This window comes from Psychrobacter sp. T6-6, assembly GCF_052258185.1.
Classification (GTDB): Bacteria; Pseudomonadota; Gammaproteobacteria; order Pseudomonadales; family Moraxellaceae; genus Psychrobacter.
Genome location: NZ_JBQQEX010000001.1, coordinates 151,160 through 174,044, shown reverse-complemented (window position 1 = coordinate 174,044; position 22,885 = coordinate 151,160). Strand labels below are relative to the sequence as shown.

Sequence of the window (22,885 nt, the reverse complement as noted above, 5' to 3'; positions counted from 1 at the left end):
ATCATGTGCAAGCTTTGTCATTTAGAGATTTTACCATTTAGAAATGTTGTCATCGACGCTTTTGTCCATGAAAGTGATTGATTCAGTAATCAATTGCTTAGAGTCGCCTGTCAGCACTTGATTGCTTATCAGTGATAATGATGACGCCTTTACCAATCAAAGCGATGTCACAAGCTACTGACCATCGCTAAGTAGCCGATATTTTACAATCTTTATTATCCAACCAATTATTTATTATTAGAGTATGTATGAATACACCTGTTAAATCGTCTGAAACATCTACTGATAGCACGCCCAACGTATCAATCGCTGTTATTTTTCATAGTAATTATGGTCATACCAAGCGCGTTGCCGAAGCGATTGTAGAAGGTGCGCATCAGCAATTGCCGCAAGCTCAAGCAAGGGCAGTCGATATTTATGATATTGATTGGGACTATTTAGATCAGGCAGATTTGCTGGTTTTCGGTAGTGCAGTATATATGGGTAGCGTGACCGCTGAATTTAAGACCTTTATGGATGAGACTTCAAAGCGCTGGTACAACCGTAAGTGGGAAGGCAAGTGGGCCGCAGCCTTTGCCAACTCGGGCGGTTTGAGCGGTGATAAGCTTGCTGTACTACAGCAAATTTCGTTATATGCGATGCAGCATGGCATGAACTGGATCGGTCTGCCCTTGATGCCGACAGGTCATGAGTCACATGACTTAAACCGTTTATCTAGCTTTTTGGGTTTGATGACGCAGTCGCTTGATGGTCCACCTGAAGAGACACCAGGAAAAGGGGATATCGACACCGCTATTTGGTTCGGTGATCATTTGGCAAAGACTATTATCAAGCACCAACCAACTGATACTAAAAGCTAGACGAGCGGATAGCTAACAGACCAGTAGAAGAAAAAAGCAGACACCTTGTGATGTCTGCTTTTTTTATGTCAAATTTATTTTGGAGAGAGTTTTTGTACCGAGTTTCTATTGAGCAATTAATGTAGCAGGGGCTGCGGTCACAGGGATGGGGCTGTCAACAAACTGAAATGCCTGACACCCTGTCAGCATCATCGTCACTACCAACAAATAAATAAAGCTAAATGACTTCATGATCGTATCTCAAGGGCAGTGTTGACCAGTAATATTTTTCTACTACCGATTATCATAAGCGATGGCAGTAAAATGTTGGATGTATTTTAGCTATTATATATAAAAACCAGCCAGCTATAAAAGTTTAGACAAGATATATGTGTTTGACCTTGTTTTTCAAAGGATTATTTATTCAATGGCAACCTGCTTTATTGATCACTCTGCTCGGTCTGTTGCCTATATGGCTAAAGCGAATACATAGTGGCAATATATTTGCTACTACACATATCAATCAGAGCCATTGAGCATCTGTCTATATATCAACTATTCGGTAGTATTGGTAGGCACCCTAATGGGTTGTATTGTAAATAAGAATAGTGATAATATGTTGAAAGCTGACCAAATAGTCAGGTATCTTATATCATTAACATTAGTTTCTAAAGCGTTTGTAAACTTCTAGCGAAACTGCCTGATAATTGCTGATATTTTTTATCCGTTTATTTACTATAAAAGTGTACTGTCGTCAATGTATTGGTATCTTGCAAGTGTGCCACAGAGCAGTCAATAAATTAAAGTCTGTAGCACCCATGAGTGATACGAAAACAATTGCAATACGATACAATTCGAGCGCTTAAGCTGAGTGTTTGAGCCGTCAAATCCCTTATTTTTATCTTCATTATTTTAGCCGAGCCTTGCTATGATTAGTTTTTATCTCAATGGAAAAATCCAAGAGCTAACCCAGCTTAACCCCAATACGACGGTGCTTGAGTATCTACGATTGTATGAAGGCCAAATGGACACAAAAGAAGGCTGCGGTAGTGGTGACTGCGGTGCCTGTACGGTGATGGTTCAGCGTCTACCCACAACCAACCAGCAGTCGTCTGATGTCGAAAATGGCAATAGTGAAAGCACTGCGTCACCGTTCTATACTATCAATGCCTGTATCACGCTAGTCTCGCTCATGGATGGTCATCATGTAATGACAGCGGCTTACTTAGCAGACAATCCTGAGCATCACCCTGATCGTGCCTTGTTGCATCCTGCCCAGCAAGCAATGGTCGAGTGTCATGGATCGCAGTGTGGTTTTTGTACCCCTGGGTTTGTGATGTCGCTGGCTTGTGTCTACGAAAACAAGCGTTTGCAAACCAATCAGAATGACAGTGAACAAAGTGATGCCAAGCCATTAAGCTATGATGAGGTCATCGCGTCGATATCTGGCAACCTATGTCGCTGTACGGGTTATCGTCCGATTATTGAAGCGGGTCTACTGATGGGTGATATCGGTCAGCAAAGACAGGCAGAGCAGTCAGCGGTGAAAGATCTGACGGTCAGTTTGGCGACAGATGCCATGAGTAGTACAAAACAATCAGCAGCCTCTCATACTGCCTTAACTGAAGTTGAACCAGATAATACAGCGCAAAAAAATACTGAAGCTGCATTGACTGATGCTGGGCGACAGTTGTATATGCCTAAAACAGTAGATGAGCTTAATCAAGTATTGGCAGCCAATCCGCAGGCAACGATTTGGGCAGGTGGTACGGATTTAGGGCTGAGCGTAACCCAGCATCTAATCGATCATGACGTCATTATTCAGCTCTCAGGCGTTGAGGCACTAAAGTCATGGTCGCTACTTGACGCAAACCCTGACTCAAACAGTGATAAGTCGGATAGCGAAAAGCTGACAGCTCAGTCACTAGTGCTAGGTGCTTGCATGAGCTATCAACAGATGCTGCCTGTGCTTGAGCAACACTTCCCAACCTTTGCGCAAGTGTTTGAGCGTATTGCCTCTCCGCAAATTCGTAATATGGGCACCATTGGCGGCAATATAGCCAACGCGTCGCCGATTGGTGATCTGCCACCGATTCTTTTAGCATTGGACGCTTCTATTCATTTGCGTCACTGTGCGACTAATACTGAAGCGTCAAGCGGCTCGTCTCATACGGATGAAATCATACCGTTATCAGAATTTTTCTTAGATTATAAAAAGACTAAGCTACAAGCAGGCAGCTACGTCGTCGCTATTCATATTCCTTTGCTACAAGAAAATCAACATTTATTTATCCATAAGATTAGCAAACGCTACGAAGATGATATCTCAGCGTGCTTGCTTGCCGCGCGACTAGATGTGTCAGCAGATGGTGCAACCATTGAGAGTGCTAAGCTAGGCCTTGGCGGTATGGCAGCGATACCATTGTTAGCGACCAAGTGTCAGCAAGCACTTATTGGGCAAGCTACTGAAGTGGCAAGTTTTGAGAAGGCAGCACAACGCTTATCTGCTGATGTGACCCCGATGACTGATGTCAGAGCCAGCCGTGAATACCGCATGCATGTGGTACAGCGTCTACTGGTGAAGTGCGGTAAGCAGCTGACAACAGCTATGCAGACTGAGAGTGCCTAATCATTAACATTGCCGAAAATCAAAAACAGCATCAATAAAAGCGTATTAATAGAAGAGACTTGCCATGAGCCATCATTCGTCCTTATTCGACAGTTATAGTATTCGCCGTGTGCGTCCGCCAAAAAACAAAATTGGCACCTCGGCCAAGCATGATAGTGCGATCAGTCATGTCATGGGGACGGCAACCTATGTGGATGATATTGCAAAACCACAAGGTACGCTACATTTAGCAGTTGGCAAGAGCAGCCATGCTCATGCACGTGTCCTGAGTATGGATTTAAGCGCTGTTAGAGAGGCTGATGGGGTTGTAGATGTTTTAAATTTCCAGGATTTACCGGCGCAAACGGATATCGGTGCGGTGTTCGACGGTGAGCCACTCATGGTTGATGATATTACAGAGTATGTGGGTCAAACGCTATTTGTGGTTGTGGCGACCAGTCATCGCGCCGCCAAAAAAGCGGCTACCAAAGCCGTGGTTGAATATGAGCCATTGCCAGCGGTGCTGAGTATCGATAAAGCGCTAGAGCAAGAGTTTTTTGTGCGTCCGAGTCATTTTATGAAGCGTGGTGACGCCGCGACGGCGCTTGAGAACGCACCAGTTCGCATCGAAGGTCATATTCATATGCGCGGGCAAGAGCACTTTTATCTTGAAGGGCAAGTGTCTTACGTGGTGCCGTGTGATGATGGAGGGCTAGAAGTATACACGTCGTCACAGCATCCAAGTGAAGTGCAGCAACTGGTCGCTGAAGTAACAGACTTGCCATTTCATGCGGTAAACACAGTCGTGCGCCGTATGGGTGGCGGTTTCGGCGGTAAAGAAACGCAAGCCGCGGCATGGGCTTGTCTGTGCGGTATCATTGCCAAGCGCCATAACGTTCCTGTCAGTATGCGTCTAGACCGTCAAGACGACATGGTTGTGACCGGTAAGCGTCATGAGTTTGCCAATCGCTATGAGGTTGGCTTGGATGAGTCGGGTCGTATACTAGGCGTCGATATGCAATTGGCTGGTTTGTGCGGTTATGCGCCAGATCTGTCTGATGCCATTGTCGACAGAGCGATGTTCCACTGTGACAATGCCTATTATTATCCAGCGGCTCATGTGGCAGGTCATCGCTGCAAGACCCATACGGTATCCAATACAGCCTATCGCGGGTTTGGTGGACCACAAGGGCTGATGACGGCTGAATATATGATGGATCATATCGCCTATACCTTGGGTCAAGATCCACTGCAAGTGCGCCTAGCCAATCTATATCAAGATGGTCAAAGTACGCATTATGGTCAGACCATTGAGCACTTTGATTTGGCGACCATCATGAGCACACTGGCAGAAGATTGCGATTATGACAATCGCCGTCAGCAAATCATACAAGCCAATCAAAAAGCTGCTGCTGAAGGCAGTGACAAGCGTTTAGGCATCGCGCTAACGCCCGTCAAATTCGGTATTTCATTTACCGTGCAGACGCTCAATCAGGCAGGTGCGCTGGTACATATTTATACCGATGGCAGTATCCATCTCAATCACGGCGGTACAGAGATGGGGCAAGGACTATATATCAAAATCGCCCAGATCGTCGCTAATGAGTTCGATGTGGATCTGGATACGGTCAAGGTATCAGCGACGCGTACAGATAAAGTACCTAACACCTCACCAACTGCTGCGTCATCAGGTACCGATATCAACGGTAAAGCGGCGCAAAATGCGTGCTTGAGCATCAAAGCGCGCATCGTTGAATTTGCAGCTGAGCATTTTGAGGTGGCACAAGAAGACATACGTTTTGAAAATAACCATGTCTATATCGGTGATAAAGAAACGCTAACTTTTGCTGAAATGATTCAGCTGTCGTATCAGAATCGCATCAGCCTATCGTCTACTGGCTACTACAAAACGCCAAAGATATTTTATGATCGCTCTAAAGCATGGGGACGTCCGTTCTTTTACTTTGCGCTAGGTGCCGCCTGCGCTGAGGTTGAGATTGATACGCTGACAGGGGAGTACAAAGTGCTGCGCTGTGACGTGCTACACGATGCAGGGCAGTCGATTAACCCTTCCATTGATATCGGTCAGATTGAAGGCGGTTTTGTTCAAGGCATGGGTTGGCTCACAGCAGAAGAGCTGATCTGGAATGATAAAGGAAAACTCGCATCTGACAGTCCTGCCAACTATAAAATTCCAACTGCGCATGACTTACCTAAGCAGTGGAATGTCAAATTATACGACCGCAAAAACGAAGAACAAACTATCTATAACTCTAAAGCCGTTGGTGAGCCGCCGTTTATGTTGGCAGCCAGTGTCTGGTGCGCACTCAATAATGCAGTGGCTAGTCTCGGTGAGTATAAAAAGAATCCAGAGCTGACCATGCCTGCAACGCCAGAAGCGGTACTAAAGGCAGTGATGCGTATGGAAGGTACCTCATGGGATCTAGAGACCAAGGCAGATAAAGATACGATGGATAGTCTTGCCAAAGGCGTAGAAGAAAAGGGCGATCTCTATAACGACAAGGTCATGCCGCAAGATGTGCGCCATGCCAAAGACATTGATCCAAAAGAGGTGGCAGGCAAACAGACCGATGAGCAGCCAGAGGCGATAGAGCATCCAAACGTCGCAGGGGCAAGAGGTCCTGCGCACAGTGAGTGAGTCATTAGCACCGCCAGTGATCTGGTATGAAGGTCTGGCAAGATATCAGCAGCAAGGTACCGCTCATGTGTTGGCGACAGTGGTAGCTGTGAATGGCTCAGCCCCACGTTCGCTACAGGCAAAGATGATCGTCACACAAGACGGCATCGTAGATACGCTGGGCGGTGGCGGTCTCGAGCACGATGTGATTACTACTGCTCGTCAGCTACTGAACGGTGAGATTTCAGCAACGGTATCAAAGGAAGTTAAACCAAAAGTTTCTGAAGTCAATGATACAAGCGCGCTAAATCCTTCTAAAGCGGTGCGCCGAGACGCGGTTTATACCAAACATTACCCGTTGGGTGCGAAATTGGCACAGTGTTGTGGCGGTAGCGTCACCGTTATGTTTGAATGCTTTAATGTGATACCGCCGATGTCATTACTGGTATTTGGGGCAGGACATGTGGCCTCAGCACTCATGACCATCCTTGCTGAATTGCCATGTCAGGTAGATTGGGTGGACAGTCGCCCAGAGATGTTTGAGCGTTACTTAAGTAATAAGCCAAATACTGATAAAGCAGATCAGACAGACTGTAACCGCCACACTTCAATATCACATAACGATGCTGAAGCACGACCATTAGCATCAAACAAAACAGCATCAACCCAACCAACCTCTTACAAATTACCAGCGCATATCCGTCCGCATATCGATGACGATCCTGTCGATTTTGTGCGTCCATTCATAGAGCAGGGCGGTCAGCGTTTTATTTTGGTTATGACGCATGACCATAGTGTTGATTTTGAGCTGGTGCGAGCAGCATTAGATACTATTTCTGATAGCAGCCCAGATGATGATAAGCGCTCAGATATCCCAGTACCTTATATCGGCTGCATTGCTTCGGCCACCAAAGCCAAACGTTTTAGAGACCGTTTGATTCAGCGCGGTTATAGTGAGTCATTAGTGAGTCAGCTCGTCATGCCCATTGGACTATCAATCGGCGGCAAAGAGCCAATGGCAGTAGCAGTCTCTATCGTGGCACAGTTGCTACAGCGTTATCATCAGGCTGCTCTTTGAAGGAACTAATTACCTCATAAAACCGTGTCACTTTTTATTAAACAATCAAAACGCTCAGTACTATTTATCAAGATGCTCAGTACTATTAAGCCATGTGAGACCACCAAATGACCCTACATATTTATCAAGCTCGACTGCTGCATTATTTGACCGAAAGCGATCGTACTGAGCGTACACCCTCTAAAATAGCGAACACCAATCAACCTGGTCATGCACAGGTATCAACCATTGATCAAAGCACAATGTTATTACCCGTGATTGCAGGCGAGCGCATTTACCCTGAATATATTGCTGATGGTGCGCTTGTTGTAGATGATGTGACAGGACGCATTTTAGAGTACGGTCGTAGCGAGACTATCTTATCGACGTATGCTAATGCAGAGGGCAAGCCAGCAGTTACAGTGCACGACTATCGCGACAAACTCATCATGCCAGGTTTTATCGATACCCATGTGCACTATCCGCAAATCGATATGATTGCCGCTTATGGTGAGCAACTGCTCGACTGGCTCAACAACTATACCTTTGTCACCGAAGCCAATTTTGCTGATCCAAAAGTAGCGCACGACACTGCGCAGTTCTTCTTAAACCAACTGCTGGCAAATGGTACGACTAGTGCCATGGTTTTCTCTACCAGTCACCCGCTATCTGCCGAGGCATTTTTTGCCGAAAGCCACAAGCTCAACACGCGTATGATCACGGGTAATGTATTGATGGATCAAAATGCGCCTGAGCAACTGTGCGTTCCTGCTGAGCAAAGTATCCGCGATACTCAAGACATCATTGATAACTGGCATGAGCGCGGACGTCAGCATGTCGCCATCACCCCGCGCTTTGCGATTACCTCGACACCGAAGCAGCTACGGCTGGCAGGCGAGTTATATGCCAGTTATGATAGTGTCTATTTACAGACGCATTTGGCAGAAAACCGTGATGAGGTTGCTTTTGTACAGCAGCTTTATCCCAATCATAAAGGCTACCTCGATGTCTATGATGATATGGGTCTGTTAGGTCGACGCACAACCTTGGCGCATGGAATATACCTCGAGACATCAGAGTATGAGCGCCTGCGCGCGACTGGGACACAGATATCACATTGTCCGACGTCCAATCTGTTTTTGGGTAGTGGACTGTTCGATTTGCCCAAGACCTTAAGCTATACCGGTGTCAGTATCGCCACCGATGTTGGGGCGGGCACGAGCCTATCTATGCTGACGACATTATCAGAAGCGTACAAAGTCCAACAGTTACAGAGCAATCAGTTGTCTGCGCATCAAGGGTTGTATCAGATTACTTTGGGTAATGCACAGTCGCTGCTATTGGATGATAAGATCGGTAATTTTATGCCTGATAAAGAAGCCGATTTTGTAGTTATCGATATGGGAGCGACGGAGCTGATGGAGCGACGTATGGCACAGACCAAATCACTCGAGGAGCAGCTGTTTGTACTGATGATGCTGGGTGATGATAGAGTGATCGAACAGACAGTCGTTGCAGGTGTGAGTCGCTATCGCAGCGCTGCCTTATAGGACAAATACATCAGTGTATGCTTGCACCAATAACGCAGCCAGTAGATGTCTAATCAGAAATAAAAACCCCTGCTTCTACCAGATAGAAGCAGGGGTTTTTACGAATAAAGGTATCTTTATCCGGTGTTAAAAATGGAACTTTACTAAGGCGCTAGGGGCGCTTTGATTGACACCATCGACTCCGTATTTGTTCTTCCAATAACTATATTCCATGCCGACTTCTAGCCGGTTATCAATACCGAGCACCTCTTGTAGGTTGTATTTGATTTGCGGATTGATATGAATGTTATCTTCAATATCATCGTTATTAAATGAATAATCAATAAAACCGTCCACTACAAAATTGTTACGCTCCCAGCCGTAGGTTAAGGTGATTTGTTGATCATCATCGATATTGTCATTAAAAGCATGGTATAGCGTTGCAGACGCGTACGTTGTCCCTGGAATAGGTATATTTAGATCTGCACCAATACCAACCAAATAATTGTCTTGATCAAAGCCAGTACTGTTTGAGCCAAATTCATAAGTAGCGGCTAAATTAACTTGCTTTACAAAGCTATTGTCAAAAGTCGCCATTTTGAGTGTAGGAGACAGCTCGCCATAAGTTTCTCTAAATCTATTGTTTTCAATATCATTGGCACCTTGATTTCGATCGACAAAGAAGAATACACCGCCCCAGTCGTGCGCAGAGACATGCTCTAATGTAACAGTCGTCAGCTCTCCATCCTCTACAAGGTCATAGTCACTGCCGTAAAGTACAGAAACGCTTGTATCGGTAAAATAGGTCTCAGCTTGGAGGTTAGACATGCTACCGAGAGCGGCGACAGCAACTGCCACGATTGACAACGGTTTAAGCAAAGACGGCTTTTGGCTAGATTTTTTTTGACTAAATGGTTGCTGGTTAGACAGTTTAGAGGTGGAGAGTAGGCTCGTTCGTAAATCAAAATGCAAAATGTAACTCCTTTATATACGATGGAATATTAATTACCTTAAATTTATCTTTGATAATTCATAAAATAGGTTGTTGTTTGAAAATCACTATCAACTAACAATAAGCGTGCTATTGACCGGTTCTGTTTTTAAGTAGTAATCAATAAATAGCATTCATACGCTTACCCCTAAAGAGTATTCAATAATCGTGCCACGAACCTATAAAATATATGCTCTGCAGCATTTACTGGCTTTTATGCTTATTTGCTATTATCAGGGTATAAAATAAGCAAAATAGTCCTTAGTTTTTCTTAAATGCCAGACGCATCTCCTATGTATTTGAGTAAATATAGAAAACAGTGCTTTTGGATGAAAAAGCACGCGATAAAAGCACCAAAATAGACCTTTTTATGCCCCAATTTGGGCTGTATAAAAATGCCTTTGAGTCAACATAGATAGGACTTACCAATCTGCCAAACATAAAAAAGCCAGCTAATAGGACTTAGCTGGCTTTTAGTTTGTATCGTACGTGCTGTATTTGCTGGTTAGCTGCACTCGTCTGCTAGTTCAATAAATACATGCCAGTCAGTAATATCTATCTCATGGCAATTGTTACCGTCGCCATTGATGCGATCAACCACCAAGAAATCACTATCACGCCCTAGAGCCAGTAGTGGATGGTGCCAGACGTTAGCGTCATATTGCACACCCTGATGAGAGGTGGCATAGAATACAGCGAGGTCTTCAGCAGACTGGGGCGGTGTACCCGCTTTTGCAACAACGACGACATAGTCCTGACCTTCCATAGACACAAACGCTTGTGTTCCAAGTGGGTGGTACTCCATGACGGAGAGGACAATAGGGTTCTCGCGCTTTTTGGCACGAAAGATACTCATACCTACTGTACCACCCTCAAGCTGGCTTTCAGCAAGTGCATGATGGCGAACGGCATAGCCATTATTGATCTCATAAGTATTGTCAGCGGTTTGCTCATCATCACTATAGCGCTCGATCACCGAACCATAGGGGGCAAAATTTTCCTTCGTCAAAGGTATGGCGGTTAATATGACAGACATTAGGTAGTCTCGCTATCGTTGGGCTGGGCCGCGGCATTGTCAGCAATCTGTCCATATATACGCACGCGGCTGATACCACCATCTGGAAAGATATTGACTCGAATATGAGTGATAGGCTGGTCTATCTGAAGCTTATCTTTACTAAAAGTATGGACGTCATTAGCATTGGTCTTTTGCGGCTCAAGTAACGTCTCCCAAAACATACTTTGAGTCACTAGCGTTTGCTCTGGTGTGTTTGGTGAGTAGACCGCTTGGAGCGAGACTTTGTCAGGATAGTTGCCCTTAAAATGAGCCGTATCAATCTCAATAGAATCAACGATACCTGCTTGACCTAAGGCAATGATGCACCAGTCGTTACCTGGCTCACGGCGACGACGAGTCTCCCAGCCATCCCCCATATTGGGTGCTTTGGTCGGTAACAGTAAGTTGCTGGCTGCGCCAAAGTGCGCATCATTGCTAGCAATCGCGCGACCACCATTTAGCGCACCTGCCAAATCGAGCAACTCGCCTTGAGTATTGAGGCTCGCATCAAGCTGGATATCACCGTAGACACGTAGCCTAGCAACGCCGCCATCTGGATAGATATTCAAACGAATATGGGTCACCGTTTGCTCATGATCGATCTCGACAAACTCATGATTGTGTCCTTGTAGCGGCGTCATACCTACAAGCGTTTGCCAGTTTTTACCGTCCCAGTCTTCTTTGCTTAGGTTGGCAAGTTCGGTATCAGCCTGCTGTAATAGCTCTGGTGCATACAAAGCATCGACACTGGCAGAAGATGGGAAGTTACCTGTAAAGTGACTGGTATCGATATCGAGCCCAGCGATTTTGGTTGGGCGGGCAAGTTGAATAACCAAGTAGTCATAACCTAAATGACGCTTACGACGCGTCTCCCAGCCGTCCATCCATTTACCATTGTCATCGAATTTACCAACCACAAATATAGGCGCATCCGGATTTAGAATACGGCTTTTATCTGCAAAAAAATCATCAGTCGCAAACAGTGATTTTGCGCCTAAGCGACTGTCAGCCACGTTTGATTTTTTGGTAAATGCTGGCAATGTCTCAGGTAAATTGTTTGCTGAGAGAATTTGTCCGACTTCTGAACTACTTTGACTCATCGTTATTTCCTTTATTCTATATGAGGTTGTATTTATCGTATGCGGTCTGTCTTATGTGGTCAATATACCAAGATAATGGCGGCGCTCACATCCAGTTGACAGTGTTGTCTGACGTGGCAGGATGATTGTCGTACCAGTGCTTGGCGATGTCATCACGGCGACATATCCATACGTCAGGTTTATTGGTGATATATTGCAAAAACTGCTTTAACGCTTTGATGCGTCCTGCACGTCCGATAATTCGGCAGTGCAAACCAATCGTCAGCATTTTCGGGGTATGCGCGCCTTCTTCGTAAAGGGTATCAAAGCTGTCTTTGAGATACTGATAAAACGGCTCTGCATGAGTAAACCCTGGGCTTGAAGAAAAACGCATATCATTGGTTTCTAAACTATAGGGTATGACCAGATGCGGCTTACGCGTGAGGACATTGCCGTCTTGGACTTTTACATTGAGCCAGTAGGGTAGCTCATCACCATACGAGTCAGAGTCGTAAACATAGCCGCCTTGTTCAGCGACCAACTCGCGAGTATTTGGACTGTCGCGTCCGGTATACCAGCCGAGAGGTTGATTACCTAGCATACGCTTGAAGATAGTAGTCGCACAGCGAATGTGCTCGCGTTCAGTCTCACGGTACATGTCCTGATAGGTAATCCAGCGTAGACCATGACTGGCAATCTCATGACCGTCTTCTAATACACGTTCAATAATGTGCGGCGTTTTTTCGGCAGCAGCAGCACAAGTGAACGTGGTGATAGGAACACCGTACTCTTTGAAAACATCTAGGACTCGCCATACACCGACACGGCTACCGTACTCAAAAGCAGACTCAATTGATTGATGACGGTTGTTAAATTCAGGCGTACCCAAGATATCAGACAAGAAGCGCTCTGACTGTCCATCGCCATGAATGACGCTATTCTCTGCCCCTTCTTCGATATTGAGTACAAACTGTACGGCTATCTTTGCACCGCCAGGCCAGTTTGCTTTTGGTGGATTGTCGCCGTAGCCCTTTAGATCTCGTGGATATGTACTTAGATCAAAGTCACTTGTGATTTTTTGGGTCATTACTATTGTTCCTATATTGCTTAGAGCCTCGAATATTTATTTAAATATTACTCGTCAGAGCCAATTATTTTTCAATCACAAATTAAAGTGATGAGGCATACGCGACAAGTTGCTGGCGCTCTGTATCTGTTAGCTGCGTGATATTGCCAAGTGGCATGTAGCCTGTTTGTACCGCAGTGACGACTTTTGCTTTATGTATTCTCAAATCTTCTGGTGTCTGTAAGATAATACCTGCTGGAGGCGCGGCAAACCCTTGTTGCGTTGGCTGCACGGCATGACAAGTGCTACAGCGCGTATGCACCACATCCATCATCGCGTCATCTGCTGACGCGCTTATGGGTACGGCTTCAGCAGTGGCAGTATCATTGGCAACGCTATTGTTAGTACTAGTAACGGTATCAGTGTTTGAGTCAGTAGTCATGCTTGCAGCTGGTGGCGGACTTGTCACTGATGGAGCGTTGTCAACTGTAGCAGTAGTTGCTGAAGCTGCAGGCATCACAGGCGCAGGCTCAATCGGCTCAGGTCGCATCCAGATAATGAGCAATACGGTCAGTATCGCTGGTATGACTAGGTAACGCGGTTTTTTGTGTCCCAAGTGCTTTTGGTTAAAGTAATGACGGGCAGTCGCGGTAATGATACCGACGAAGACCAACACCAACCAACCTTGCTCGTGAGCATACATCATTGGATAGTGATTACTGATCATGGTAAAGATAAGTGGTAGGGTAAAGTAGTTGTTCATCAATGATCTGTTTTTGGCTTGTAGCGCCAACTCAGCCACTTCTTTACCCGGTTTTTCACCGCGCCTTACGCAATCTACGAGGGCGCGCTGTGCTGGCATAATACCAAAGAACACATTACCGACCATCACTGTACCCAGGATAGCACCGATATGGATAAATGAGGCGCGATCACTAAACAGCTGGTACGAACCCCAACAGGCAATGATCAAAAGAATAAAAATCAACGTACTAAATATTAGGGCGTTTTTACCCAAATGACTGCGCACGATGACCTCATAAATAAAGTAACTACCAAACAAAAACAGCAAACTTGTGGCAATAGCACCGATACTGGTAAAAGGTACCTTACTTGGGTCAATTAGGTAAGCAGTTGCATTGGCATAATAGACGATAGACATCATCGCCGCACCCGTTAGCCACGTGGTATATGCTTCCCACTTAAACCAATGTAGGGTTTTTGGCATCTCTTCTGGTTCGAGCTTGTATTTGGCAATCTCATAAAACCCGCCACCATGTACGGCCCAAAGATCGCCTGAGATACCTTTGTCTGCTTTCCACTGTGGCGGCTTGCGTAGGCTCAGATCTAGCCACACAAAATAAAATGAGGCACCAATCCATGCTACCCCAGCGATGACATGAAACCAGCGGAAAAATAAACTCAACCATTCGAGAAGATAGGCACCCATGTAGTAATTGTCCTTTAATATGACCGTGTCTTGATAAAATATATTGATAAGCTTTTTTGATAATTAATAACGACCATGGTTTATGATCGCTTGGATATAAAGTAATGAGATAAAGTGGCAACGTCAGCAAAATGTCAGCAATGAGTTATGATCATATAACGCGAATACACATTAAAGGACACCACGCTCTATAGGCTACGATCCACGGTACGTGCTATAACCATGGGCACTCAGTAGTAGCGGCACGTGATAGTGACTGGCATCATTCACCACAAAATCGATAATGACTTGCGGATAAAATGCAGTCAACTGCTGGGCATCAAAATAAGACTGAGTATCGAAAGTCACGGTATAGCGTCCGATGCTTAGCTGCTGCGCTGCGCTATCGAGCATGGTAACAAATTGCCAAGCATCTGGGGTGACACGGCCATCTTCATTGGTCGTACCGTGTGCAAGTAGGGTGGCGCCGCCGCTGTCCTGTATACGGTGTAAAGTGACAGCGATATTGGTGGCAGGCTTACCAAGATGCGTATCCAAGATATGTGATGATAGGGTGGCAGACATGATGCTTCCTTTATATTTATTAGCGATGTAAATTCAGTAGCGATGTGAATGAGTCTAGAGTGATTGATGAATAAACCATTGTATGAATGTTGATCTTACGGTTCATCAAGTCGCAGTTATCTATGCCTGACCGAATAATTTATGTAGACGTAGGCGTGTGATCTTGTTTTGTTCAGTGGCTGCGTTCGCCAGCTCAGTGGTACGCTCATTAGGCAGACGAGCCAATAGTAAATCAAGCATTTGCTGCGCGCTTTTGCCAGTGGCAAAGACAATAAAAATAAAACCAAACTTTTCCAGATAGTCCTGATTGCCTTTGGCAAGTGCTTCGAGCACATCGTCAGCTGCATCATTAGCACCTGACTGCTCGTGGGCGGCGCTACCTTGCGTATTGCGATATTTTTCTTTTAGGGTTGCCACGTTACCGATTTGTGGATGACCATCGAACGCTTCTAGCAAGTCGGCCTCGTTGGTTTGTACCTCATGCCAGATAGTATCGCTACTCGTTAGCAGTGTATCCAAGTCTGTAAAAGGACGCGCATCAGCAAGTTTGCTCGCCCACGTGCTGCTGGTACAACACGTTAGCAGGTGCTCGACAGCCAACTCTTGAGACAGATCATTAAATTGCGCTAAGGTTAAGCTCACGATGATATCCTTTTATAATATGACAGGCCGTTTACCTATCGGGTAACGGTTGTCTAATAATGATTTATACATTATGGTTATGGGCATAAATGTGACGGTAGCAGTAGACGTTTTACTATATCCATTTGCTATATCCATGTTGTTTTGCATGCGTATATATTTCACTTGCTGCATTTAATTCTTTATCGTTAATAACCATGATTTGTGTGGGATAGCATTGATAATAAAAAACTGCTTTACCGCATGAATGCTAACAATTCAATGGTAAAAAATCATGGCAACATGATTTTAGTAGTAATGTGATGAATTTATAGTTACCATTTTGCTAAAACCTGACTAATTGGTCAACTGTTTTATTGGAAATATTTTTATCCAGAGAATAATGCTGCACAACTCTGTGCATTGATAACCAAACGTCTCAGGAAAAATAACGACTATTTTGTCGAACCTGCCACTCGGAGTGAGATACCACTACCATGACTAAAGACAACCAAAAAGAAGATACCCTTACTACTGACGCGCCCTCGCATCGAAGCCAGCAAGCGACGCGTGCACACAATCAATCTCTAATACTGGCAGCAGCCGAAGAGGAGTTTGTGCTCCAAAGCTATCGCGGTGCTACGATGCAAGGAATTGCGGATAGAGCAGGGCTACCCAAAGCCAATGTTCATTACTATTTTAAAAACAAAAAAAATCTGTACATGGCGGTACTGCGCTCAATCATTCAGGAATGGAATGAGGGCTTGGTCACTATGACCGTAGAGAGTGATCCAAAAACTGTCATTGAAAAGTTCGTCCGTACCAAATTGCAACAAGCCTTTGCCAACCCGAGTCGTCATAAACTGTTTGCTATTGAGGTTATTGGCGGTGCGCCGCACTTACACGAGTTTATGTCTACCACGATGAAGGACTGGGTAAACGATAAAGCACAAGTCATGAAAGAATGGCATAAGCAAGGAAAGATAGGTATTACGGATCCCTTGCAACTCTTGATTTTGATATGGGCGACGACCCAGCGCTATGCAGAATTTGAGATAGAAATTGTCGGCTTAATGGACAAGACCGCTTATGATGCAGAGGACCAGGCACGCGCAGAAGCGTTTTTAGTACCCTTTATTCTGCGAGGTTGCGGGCTAGAATAATTACGGATTAAAGTCACAGGCTTTATGTCGTATGGGTTGTCTACGTTGAGTAGTCTACCTTTCATCACCAAGCAGTGATACTGTGTTTTTCGCTGTTTGGTGATGAAAGGTTGTCAGTCAAGCTCAGTCAGTTAAGAACAGCCAGATAAGATCAGTCAGCCAAGCGTAGTCAATCAAGCACTATGTACAGAGGCTTATCAAGCTGTTTCTTGGACTTGCTCTAGAGAGTCATCTTGGTGCTGCGCTTTTGTATCAAATTCAACGCCGTAATTCTTCGGTAAAATCATATCAAGTGTAATCGCGACAATTCCTGACATCGTCACCGCTGAGCCAAAGATATTCTGAAAAAACTGCGGGGTTTGTGACAGTACATCAGGTACGAACGCAATACCTGTTGCCAAACCTAGAGAGGTGGCGATAATCAATACATTACGGTGGGTGAAGTTCACGGTAGACAAAATACGGATACCCGCAGTCGCCACAGTAGCAAACATCAATAACGTGACACCGCCAACGACTGGCTTAGGTAATTGCGTAAAAACAGCCCCAAGCACCGGAAACAGTCCCATCAAGCACAATATACCACCAACATAAAAACCGACGTAGCGACTCGCAATCCCTGTCATTTGAATCACACCGTTGTTTTGGCTAAAGGTGGTGACCGGAAAGGTATTAAAGACCGCCGCAATCAGAGAGTTGACACCGTCTCCTAATACGCCGCCTTTAATGCGTTTTTCATACAGAGGGCCCTTGATCGGTTCCCCTGATATCATCGAGGTAGCCGTCAGATCGCCAGACGTTTCAATACTGGTAATGATGTACATAAAGGCAATAGGAATAAACGCCTGCCAATCAAAACCAAAGCCATATTTGAACGGTACGGGCACGGTAAAAAACGCCGCCTCAGACACCAATGAAAAGTCAATACGGCCCATAAAGACAGCAGCGACGAGTCCAAGCATCAAACCGATAAAAATAGCGCTTGAGCGAATAACCTTGTTATTAATAATGCTGATGAGCACGACGCTTGCAAGTACGCCACCACCTAAAAGTAAATTTGGAATACTACCAAAATCCTCCGCACCAAACCCGCCTGCCAAATCAGTCAAACCTACCTTGGTTAAAGACAAACCAATCGTGACAATCACACACCCTGTAACAATAGGGCTCATAAATGATTTGAGCCTGGTGATAAATTGACTCAAAAATATCTCAACAAATGCACCGAGAAATGAGACGCCAAAGATAACTGATAAAATCTCTTCAGGACTTCCGCCACGGTTTTTTACCACAAACCCTGCGGTCAATACCGCCGCTAAAAACCCAAAGCTGGTACCTTGTAACGCCATTAACCCAGAGCCCACAGGACCTACTTTTCGAGTTTGAATAAAGGTTGCCACCCCAGAAACAATCAAAGACATGCTGAGAAGGTAGGGGATATGCTCACCCAAACCTAGAGTACCACCGATAATTAGGGAGGGAGTGATAATACCAACAAAGGCTGCTAGCACATGTTGTATAGCACCTAAGAATGCTTTGATAGGGGTTGGACGGTCATGTAGTTTATATAGTAAATCGGTATTTTCTGGAACGTTTTCACTCATGGTGGTTTCCTCCTAAAATAACTACTTGGCACCCGCGCAACGGCATATATCAGATAACATGGCAATCAAATGGATCTCAGATAACATGGAGGTCATTAGATAAGAATTAATATCTAACCTTTGAGCAGTTTTTTATCGATTTATACAATGGGGGCACACATCCGATTGAATACTAGCCAAAAAACCTATGTTTGTTGGCTAGTATTGCTAAAGTCTGACCATTTGGTCAGGTCTATTTAGGATATAGATAAATTATGAGTGAATGCAATGTTTTTTTTGGTACTAGCAGGTTTACGTGATTGTTACGTCTTAGAAAGAAAGGCTTAACCTAAATAGAGAGATTTTAGAAAATGAATATCATTAGATAACAGTCCATCTAGTTGCATCTGTACTTCAAACACCCACAAAAAAGCCCCAACCATACTTATCATGATTGAGGCTTCTTTGAATAGCTACATGACAATAAAATTGCAAATTTATTTTGGACTTGATGACCATACTGGTGAGCGAATGATGCCTTGTCCTGACTTACCGAAGGCTGCACCACCATTGAGTGATTTAATCGTTAATACACCTTTACCGCCTTGGGTCGACGCATAGACCACACGTTTACCATTGGGCGAGAAGCTTGGCGCTTCGTCGATACCAGTATTACCAAGGTTGGTCGTTACCGCACCACTGTTATTCATAATAGCGGCTGATCGACCACTCAAAAAGGCAATTTGCGTCCCATCACTACTAAACTGTGGACTGGTTGCATAGCCACCATTGGACACTTTGGTTGTGCGCCCTGAACCAAACTCATAACGATAGACTTGCGGCTTATTAAACCCTGTTTTGTCACTGACATAGACAAATGACTTACCATCAGGGGCATAACTTGGTTGTACTTCACTGCTTGGCAAGTTGGTGAGTCTCCTAGGTGTACCGCCGCTGACACTCATCTCATAAATATCAGCGCTGCCCTCAAAGCTACTGGAGAACAGTATCTTGCTACCATCAGGAGAGAATGATGGGCTTAGGTTACTACCAGAAAAAGGTGTCAATACGCTGGCACCGCCGCCACTGACGTTCTGAATGTAGATGACAGGGTACGACTTTTCACGTTGTACAGAGTAGGCGATACGGTTGCCATCAGGTGACCATGCTGGTGAGAAAATAGACCCTGCTACTTCGGTAATGGTTTTGGCGTTTTCCCCATCAGCATCCATTACTTTTAGACGAGAGACTTTTTGCTTGCCAGTGCCTGTCTCTTCAATGTAGGCAATACGTCCCGAGAAATCCCCTGGAATACCAGTAATCAGCTCATAGACCTTATCTGCGATCACGTGGCCGGCGTAACGCATACTTTCTCTGTTGTTATCTGCCGTTAGGTTTTGCTTACCCTCTATCACGCGGCCAGATTTAACATCGATAACCTCGTAATCGGTGACGACTTTGCCACGATTGGTGCGGGTGCTACCGACAACGAGATAAGGGATGCCCATGTTTTGCCACACAGGTAGCGTACCTGCCAGCTCGCTACTACTGCGCGGCTGCTGCGGCAAGTTTTGGCTGGTAACTGTCAGCTCTGTGTTGCTCAAGTCGTTTAGGATGATAGGAGATAAAACAGAGTCGCCTGCGAATGGTACAAACGCGACTTGGTTCTGTTGAACAGGAATATCATAGTCGAGTTCTAGTACGACAGGTGCTGCTAGCAAGCTTTGCGAGACAAGCAGTGCCGAGGTGCCAGTCAATAAAGAGACGAGTAGTTTTTTATGAGTACGCATGAGTTAATTGAGCTCCTAACAGTAGTATGATATTCATTTTTATAGTCAATAAGGCACGCATTTAAATAGAAAAAACCGATACGATACAAGCCGATTAACGTTACGTTATCAATAATACAAGACGCTAGCAACTGATTAGTTGCTACCTCTGAACTGTATGGTAAAAGTAGGGTATTTAGGATCATCAGTATTGATGGGTAGGCTACCTGTATTGAGCACGGCTTGTTTTGCGGCTTCGTTGACGGTGTTATCAGGTCCGGAGGCGGTAACATTGATGACGTCGCCATTGGCATTGACAGTGATGGTCAAAGTAGCACGCTGGGTGGAACCTCTCGCTGCGGTAGGCGGTGTATAGTTACGCTTGATAAGATTTATAATCTCGTTGTTGCTGGCACCGCGGCTACCACTTGAGGCGGAACGACTGCTGCCTCTAGAGGTGCTAGCCGTTGAGGTATCACCTGTGATGGTTGATTGACCATCAGATAAGCTAAAGGTTCGGCCGGCATTGCCAGAGCCATCGGTATCAATCTCTATATTACGATCGTTGGCAGTAGGTCTTTTTATTTTAGGTGGATTGTTTTGCTTTTGGCGAAAATCCCCAAGCCTTTTTTGCTCTTCGATCATCTGCTCTCTTTTGTTTTGTTCAACTTGCTCGAGCTCTTCCATGGTTGTCTCGTCCAACTGAGATGCCCACTCGGCCATTCTGCGCTCATATTCTTGGTTTTGTTCACGCAATCGCTGATGCTGCTCTTCGCTCATGAGCATGGGCTGGCTGGCTGGCTCGTCAGATCGTGTAAACACAGGAACGCGCTGAGAGTCTGGCTGGCTTGCGCTTTGCGCGCTGGTACTACTGCTTGACGTTTGCGGTTGAGCGCTACTGGGCGAGTCGCTGGTGCTACTTTCCATTTGCATGGCACTTGCTGCTGCACGGTTGGCCAGTATCTGTCCTTGCATCTCAGCGAGTTGCTCAGGCGATACCATTACGGTTTCGATACTACCAGAGGTTTCGACGTCAGCGGTTTGATAATTATAAACCAGTACACCGATGATAAGACCATGTGCTAGCAAGCTGAGCAACGTAGGTAGGGTCAGCCCGTTACTTTCAGGTTCGGTAGGTACATAGACGGCAGGCGCATTATGCATGGTATAGATACTCATGAACGGTAGTTATCAGAAACGAGAATTATCGGGCTGGCTATTGAGTCAGTATTTATGGAGCGTACCACTATTGGAGCGCAGGCGTTGGTAGAGGCGCACCAGTCAACAATCCCACTTTTTCAATACCGGCCTGCTGCAAAGTCGCCATTAGCGTCATGATAGCGCCGTATTGGTTATTTTGATCGGCATTGATCATTACTTGCAATGGCTCGGCATTGGTACTACCGCTCTGAGACTGTAAATTTGATAGTGTGTTGATCAGCTCAGGCTCACTCATGGGTAAATCGACGTTGTTCTCATAGCTGACAAAAATCTCACCATTATCAGTCAAAGAGACAATAACGGGTAATTGGCTCTGACTCATCGTATTGGTCTGCTCTTTTGGCAAATCAACATCGACACCCGTAATGAGCATCGGTGCGGTCACCATAAATATCACCAACAGCACCAGCATCACATCGATATAAGGCACGACATTCATCTCTGCATTGAGTGCTTTTTTCTCACGGCGATAGGGGTTTGGTTTCATAGCCCATTCACCTGACTGGCACTCACTTGAGTTTCTCTGTTGACAGGGCTTTGAACGCTAGTCTCACGCTGTAGCATGCCTGTCATCTCATCGCAGAATAATGCACGTGAGTCATAAAGGTTACTCGATTTTGCAGTGAAATGGTTGTAAGCCAGAACTGCAGGAATAGCAGCAAATAATCCCATCGCCGTTGCAATTAATGCCTCGGCGATACCGGGTGCAACAGAGGCGAGGGTAGCCTGCTCCGTTTGTGACAGCCCCAAAAAGGCATTCATAATGCCCCAAACAGTGCCAAATAAGCCAATATAAGGCGCGACCGAACCGATACTGGCAAGCGCCGTCAGTCCTGACTCTAATAGCTGTTGCTGACGACCTAAGCCCACGCGCAGCTTACGCTCGACACCATCGATAATATCGTCTTTGGGTTGGCGCTTTTTATGCATTCTGAGGTATTCTGAAAATCCCACATAAAAAATCTGCTCAAGCCCTTGGCGATCAGGTGAGCCTTGGATACCTTGATATAGCTTTGCCAGATCTTCACCTGACCAAAACCAAGTCTCAAACTGCTGATCAAAGTTTTTGGCCGTACCGAGACGCGCACTCATACGAAAAATAATAACCCAACTGAGTAAAGACGCTAATAGCAATAACGCCATCACAATCTGTACCAATAAACTGGCTTGGGTAATAAGATCAATAATATTTAATGATTCAGGCATGTAATGGACTCACGGATAATTGACAACAGCTGGATTGAATAAAAGTATATTAACCAGACCAACCTCAAAATATAATGCTTATGCTTTATTGGTCGCCCTCAAGGCAATGCTATGTCTACAACAGCAAAGATAATTGCCCAATCGGGGCCGAGCAATGATTAAGGTATTGACACAATAACCCCCTAGTTTACTTCTAAATGAAAGAAAGGTCATTATTAATGTGTTAAACAAATAGATAGCGCATATATCAAATGGCAAGTAGCGAATATATATAGAAATAATAGTAGAGCAACGAACGGTTTTATTGATGACTGATATACCTAAAAACACCTAGAGTAATATAGAGAGCAGAATATTTGTATAGACGTTTAGCCCTTGCGTCAGTGGCATCTCGAATTGTGTTTTTATACGAATTAGGCATTATCAACGATTGAGTTTGTAAGA

General features: G+C 45.1%; 19 protein-coding genes. 6 read left to right on the top strand and 13 right to left on the bottom strand.

The window, feature by feature from the left end:
- Positions 1 to 248 precede the first annotated feature (248 nt).
- Entirely contained in the window at positions 249 to 860 is a 612-nt protein-coding gene (locus ACTXGL_RS00670; protein ID WP_443524159.1) for a flavodoxin family protein, read from the top strand.
- 105 nt (positions 861 to 965) lie between these two features.
- On the opposite strand, the gene ACTXGL_RS00665 is transcribed toward ACTXGL_RS00670, so the two are convergent.
- Positions 966 to 1,091, bottom strand: coding sequence for a hypothetical protein (locus ACTXGL_RS00665; protein ID WP_443524158.1), 126 nt, complete (start codon positions 1,089 to 1,091; stop codon positions 966 to 968).
- Positions 1,092 to 1,767: 676 nt separating this feature from the next.
- Here ACTXGL_RS00665 and ACTXGL_RS00660 point away from each other — a divergent pair.
- The 4 genes from ACTXGL_RS00660 to guaD all read left to right on the top strand — a co-directional run bounded on the left by ACTXGL_RS00660 (position 1,768) and on the right by guaD (position 8,692).
- The gene (locus ACTXGL_RS00660) at positions 1,768 to 3,468 is read left to right on the top strand and encodes a xanthine dehydrogenase small subunit (protein WP_443524157.1); all 1,701 of its coding nucleotides are present in this window, start codon (positions 1,768 to 1,770) and stop codon (positions 3,466 to 3,468) included.
- 64 nt (positions 3,469 to 3,532) lie between these two features.
- On the top strand, positions 3,533 to 6,106 hold the full coding sequence (xdhB, locus tag ACTXGL_RS00655; RefSeq protein WP_443524155.1) for a xanthine dehydrogenase molybdopterin binding subunit: 2,574 nt from the start codon (positions 3,533 to 3,535) through the stop codon (positions 6,104 to 6,106).
- Positions 6,099 to 7,163, top strand: a complete 1,065-nt coding sequence (locus tag ACTXGL_RS00650) for an XdhC family protein (RefSeq protein ID WP_443524154.1) — start codon at positions 6,099 to 6,101, stop codon at positions 7,161 to 7,163. Before xdhB ends, ACTXGL_RS00650 begins: the two co-directional genes overlap by 8 nt.
- A gap of 107 nt (positions 7,164 to 7,270) precedes the next feature.
- Entirely contained in the window at positions 7,271 to 8,692 is a 1,422-nt protein-coding gene (gene guaD, locus ACTXGL_RS00645) for a guanine deaminase (RefSeq protein ID WP_443524153.1), read from the top strand.
- Positions 8,693 to 8,818: 126 nt separating this feature from the next.
- On the opposite strand, the gene ACTXGL_RS00640 is transcribed toward guaD, so the two are convergent.
- From ACTXGL_RS00640 to uraD, 7 genes are all read right to left on the bottom strand, one after another.
- Positions 8,819 to 9,643 (bottom strand): DUF5020 family protein, encoded by an 825-nt coding sequence (locus ACTXGL_RS00640; protein WP_443524152.1) that lies wholly within the window; start codon positions 9,641 to 9,643, stop codon positions 8,819 to 8,821.
- 524 nt (positions 9,644 to 10,167) lie between these two features.
- Positions 10,168 to 10,698, bottom strand: a complete 531-nt coding sequence (locus ACTXGL_RS00635) for an ureidoglycolate lyase (protein ID WP_443524150.1) — start codon at positions 10,696 to 10,698, stop codon at positions 10,168 to 10,170.
- Positions 10,698 to 11,819: an allantoicase gene (gene alc / locus ACTXGL_RS00630; protein ID WP_443524148.1), complete on the bottom strand. Its 1,122-nt coding sequence runs from the start codon at positions 11,817 to 11,819 to the stop codon at positions 10,698 to 10,700. Before alc ends, ACTXGL_RS00635 begins: the two co-directional genes overlap by 1 nt.
- An 85-nt stretch (positions 11,820 to 11,904) precedes the next feature.
- Positions 11,905 to 12,885 (bottom strand): allantoinase PuuE, encoded by a 981-nt coding sequence (gene puuE, locus ACTXGL_RS00625; protein ID WP_443524146.1) that lies wholly within the window; start codon positions 12,883 to 12,885, stop codon positions 11,905 to 11,907.
- Positions 12,886 to 12,967: 82 nt separating this feature from the next.
- On the bottom strand, positions 12,968 to 14,314 hold the full coding sequence (locus tag ACTXGL_RS00620) for a urate hydroxylase PuuD (protein ID WP_319050316.1): 1,347 nt from the start codon (positions 14,312 to 14,314) through the stop codon (positions 12,968 to 12,970).
- A 195-nt stretch (positions 14,315 to 14,509) separates the two neighbouring features.
- Positions 14,510 to 14,878, bottom strand: a complete 369-nt coding sequence (gene uraH / locus ACTXGL_RS00615) for a hydroxyisourate hydrolase (protein ID WP_443524145.1) — start codon at positions 14,876 to 14,878, stop codon at positions 14,510 to 14,512.
- Between the two features lie 120 nt (positions 14,879 to 14,998).
- Positions 14,999 to 15,520 carry a 2-oxo-4-hydroxy-4-carboxy-5-ureidoimidazoline decarboxylase gene (uraD, locus tag ACTXGL_RS00610; protein WP_443524144.1) on the bottom strand — a complete coding sequence of 174 codons (522 nt, stop codon included), beginning with the start codon at positions 15,518 to 15,520 and terminating at the stop codon, positions 14,999 to 15,001.
- 476 nt (positions 15,521 to 15,996) lie between these two features.
- Here uraD and ACTXGL_RS00605 point away from each other — a divergent pair, with 476 nt between their 5' ends.
- Positions 15,997 to 16,662 carry a TetR/AcrR family transcriptional regulator gene (locus ACTXGL_RS00605; RefSeq protein ID WP_443524142.1) on the top strand — a complete coding sequence of 222 codons (666 nt, stop codon included), beginning with the start codon at positions 15,997 to 15,999 and terminating at the stop codon, positions 16,660 to 16,662.
- A gap of 197 nt (positions 16,663 to 16,859) precedes the next feature.
- Here the strand turns inward: ACTXGL_RS00605 and ACTXGL_RS00600 are convergent, their stop codons facing one another.
- From ACTXGL_RS00600 to tolQ, 5 genes are all read right to left on the bottom strand, one after another.
- Positions 16,860 to 18,266: a nucleobase:cation symporter-2 family protein gene (locus tag ACTXGL_RS00600; protein ID WP_443524141.1), complete on the bottom strand. Its 1,407-nt coding sequence runs from the start codon at positions 18,264 to 18,266 to the stop codon at positions 16,860 to 16,862.
- 476 nt (positions 18,267 to 18,742) lie between these two features.
- On the bottom strand, positions 18,743 to 20,035 hold the full coding sequence (locus tag ACTXGL_RS00595) for a translocation protein TolB (RefSeq protein WP_443524140.1): 1,293 nt from the start codon (positions 20,033 to 20,035) through the stop codon (positions 18,743 to 18,745).
- Positions 20,036 to 20,170: 135 nt separating this feature from the next.
- Positions 20,171 to 21,193: a cell envelope integrity TolA family protein gene (locus tag ACTXGL_RS00590; RefSeq protein ID WP_443524138.1), complete on the bottom strand. Its 1,023-nt coding sequence runs from the start codon at positions 21,191 to 21,193 to the stop codon at positions 20,171 to 20,173.
- A gap of 67 nt (positions 21,194 to 21,260) precedes the next feature.
- Complete coding sequence (gene tolR, locus ACTXGL_RS00585) at positions 21,261 to 21,722, bottom strand: protein TolR (RefSeq protein WP_319050323.1); 462 nt, start codon at positions 21,720 to 21,722, stop codon at positions 21,261 to 21,263.
- Entirely contained in the window at positions 21,719 to 22,441 is a 723-nt protein-coding gene (gene tolQ, locus ACTXGL_RS00580; RefSeq protein ID WP_319050324.1) for a protein TolQ, read from the bottom strand. Before tolQ ends, tolR begins: the two co-directional genes overlap by 4 nt.
- Positions 22,442 to 22,885 lie beyond the last annotated feature (444 nt).